This window comes from Chrysiogenia bacterium (assembly GCA_020434085.1).
In the GTDB taxonomy this organism is placed as follows: domain Bacteria; phylum JAGRBM01; class JAGRBM01; order JAGRBM01; family JAGRBM01; genus JAGRBM01.
In genome coordinates this window covers 1-2646 of sequence record JAGRBM010000414.1, presented here as the reverse complement: position 1 = coordinate 2646, position 2646 = coordinate 1, and the positions used below count along the sequence as shown (strand labels likewise).

The following is a 2646-nucleotide window of genomic DNA, read 5'->3' as shown; positions in this document are numbered from 1 at the left end:
GGGAAGAAGCCGGGCTGGTCGAGTAATTCGAGATAGCCGATGTACTTTTCGAAAATCGATGCGAGGTAGGTGGCATCATCCTCCTCGTAGCCCTCGCTGGCCCACTGTCCGAATGCATCGAACATCATCTGCTTTCCGAGCCCCAGGTAGCGCGCACGGAATGCGTCGAAGATGGAAAGCAGCCCCGGCCCCAGTACCAGTTCCCCACGGACATTCCGGTCCATCACAACCGGATGCACGCGCGCAAAGAACTCGCGGTCACTCTCCCCGCTCTCGATGCCCGGCGAGATGGCAGAAGGGATCTGCTTTGCCGGCCGCGCTTGGGGAACAGCCACCGGGCGCAGCAGGTACCAGCCGAGCCAGAGGGAAACGATTGCGACCCCCGCGATGCCGACAGCAAGTCGCTTGTTCTTTTCCTGCTTCATTTCTCTTCCTCCCCACCGGCGCCCGGAAAGCTGAATTTCACTTCCAGTCCGCCGCCACTGCAGTTCCTGAGTTCCATCTCACCGCCCTCGCGCCTGGCGGCCGAGAGCGCGATCGCCAATCCCATTCCGGTCCCATCCACCTTTGTCGTGTGAAAGGGCTGCGTCGCCTTGTGCAAATTCTCTTCGGGAATGCCCGGTCCGTCATCGATGATGTGCAGACAAGCAACGCCATTCTCACCCGAGAAGCTGACCTGCACGGCGCCCCGCGCGGCAAAGACGGCGTTCTCCATCACGTTGAAGATCGCATCTCCGATGACATTGGGGAGCCTGGGCACATATCCAAGATTCGATTCCCCGACGTGCAGGCGAATTCCCCGCTGCTCCGCCATGGGCTCCAGGGACTCGGCTTGGACGAGCACCAGCTCGCGCAGTGCCGGACCGGCCCCCTCGTTCCCTGTTTCATCGGGCACGATCTCACCGTCCGGGCCGGGCAGTTCCTCGACCAAAAGGCGGCGAAGCTGCTCTCGCACGGCATCGAGCTTGGCCAGCTCCGCTTCGATGGTGACCTGATCGCCCTGCCGATTGGTCCCCAGACGCCGCTGAAGGATGTACGTGCTGGCCGCCATGAGGCCGAGCTGATGGCGCATCTGGTGCATGATCCGCGAGCTGACTTCCCCGATGGCCGCCATGCGCTCGCTCAGATGGATGTCACGAAGCGCCGCGCGCAGCCGTTCGCGGCGCTCCACCCAGACGGTGAAAAGCGTGTTCATGTAAAAAGCGGCGAGCAACACCAGCAACGTGGGCCACGGACCGGTCGCCAGGTACGTGTAGTGGATCGTGAGCTGCACCGGTGCGGCGATCAGAAATACCAGCCCGTACACCGCCAGGTTGGTGAAGAGCAGCATCTCGGTGCCTTCGGGCGTCACGCCCTCGTCGGGAGGGCTGGCAAAACCCGGCACGCCCAGCAGGCGGTAGGTGAGTTCTCGCACCGCAAACCACGTCCCGCTCAGCGCGCCCGCAATGGCCAGAAATTCCAGCAGGTCCCGCCCGCGTGCAATCGGGATTGGATAAGCACCCGCGCCGTTTCGCCGGTAGAAGAAGTCAAGAAGCAGCATCGTGCCGAGCACGACGGCCCCGTCGATGAGTAGATCCTGCACGCGGTCTTTCATTTCCCGCACGCTCAGACGGCGGAACCTGAACCAGGCCGGAACCTGCATGACATAGTGAAGACGCCATGGAATCAACACGCCCAGGGTCCCGGCGGGAACCATGATCCAGATCATTCGCGGCCCCATGATGTAGAACGAACCGAAGGCCAGAATTCCAAACGCGTAGTAGACGCGCCTTCGCGCCGTGACGACGAGCGGATAAATCGTTGCCAGTACGCCAAGCGCAAAGAGCCCCCAGTAGAACCCCGGCGGGCCGGGCCATTGGGAAAAGTCGGGAAGCAGTCCGTTCACGCCGGCCTACACCTCCACATTGTGGCGGATCAGCATGACCGCGAGCTTGGTCCGGTCCGGCATCTGCAATGCATGCAGGATTCGGGTTACGTGATTGTTGACCGTCCCCTCGCTGACGAAGAGTGCGTCCGAGATGTCCCTGTTCGATTTCCCCTGCGCCAGCAGGGCCAGCACCTCACGCTGGCGGGAGGTGAGATCGGCAACCTTGCGGCGGAACGCCACCGCGTCGGGTTCGGCGCGCAGTGACTGCGCCACGCGCATGGCCAGTTCGTGATCGAGCACCGTGCGACCGGCCGCCGCTTCGCGAAGCGCGGCGATCAGGTTTGCCGAATCGGCATCCTTGCGCACGAAGCCCACGGCCCCCGACTCCATGGCCTGCTTGACCGTGCGCGCATCGTCGAAAGCGGAGAAGACCAGCACCTGATGCTCGCGCACCAGCTCGGGCAGCGCGCTCAGCCCGTCCCGACCGGGCAGCTCGATGTCCAGCAGAACGACGTCCACCGGAGTACCGGAAAGCCGGTCGTTGAGTTCGTCGACGCTGCCCGCTTCCACAACTACGTCGAAGTCCTCGTGTTCGTTGATCACGGACACCATGCCGGCGCGAAAGACCGGGTGGTCATCGCAGATTGCGATCCTGATGACGGACATGCCGCAAATCATGACAGAGGCTCTGTGAATCTGCAACAAAAAGAAGGGTTACCAACCTAGCCGCGCGCCCGGCAAGGGTTGAAGCGTCGCGAAGCCCAAAACGTGAAATTTTC

At 62.6% G+C, this 2646-nt stretch carries 3 protein-coding genes; all 3 read right to left on the bottom strand.

Going from position 1 to position 2646, the window contains the following annotated elements:
- Nucleotides 1-425, bottom strand: a 425-nt coding sequence (locus KDH09_14135; GenBank protein MCB0220836.1) for a hypothetical protein, incomplete at its 3' end; no start/stop codon positions are given.
- Entirely contained in the window at nt 422-1885 is a 1464-nt protein-coding gene (locus KDH09_14130) for a HAMP domain-containing histidine kinase (protein ID MCB0220835.1), read from the bottom strand. The genes KDH09_14130 and KDH09_14135, both read right to left, overlap by 4 nt.
- Before the next feature lie 6 nt (nt 1886-1891).
- Complete coding sequence (locus tag KDH09_14125) at nt 1892-2533, bottom strand: response regulator transcription factor (GenBank protein ID MCB0220834.1); 642 nt, start codon at nt 2531-2533, stop codon at nt 1892-1894.
- Between the last annotated feature and the right edge of the window lie 113 nt (nt 2534-2646).

What these genes read in the sequence shown, in the direction of transcription:
- KDH09_14125 (MCB0220834.1), bottom strand. Translation starts at nt 2,533, where the DNA reads ATGTCCGTCATCAGGATCGCAATCTGCGATGACCACCCGGTCTTTCGC.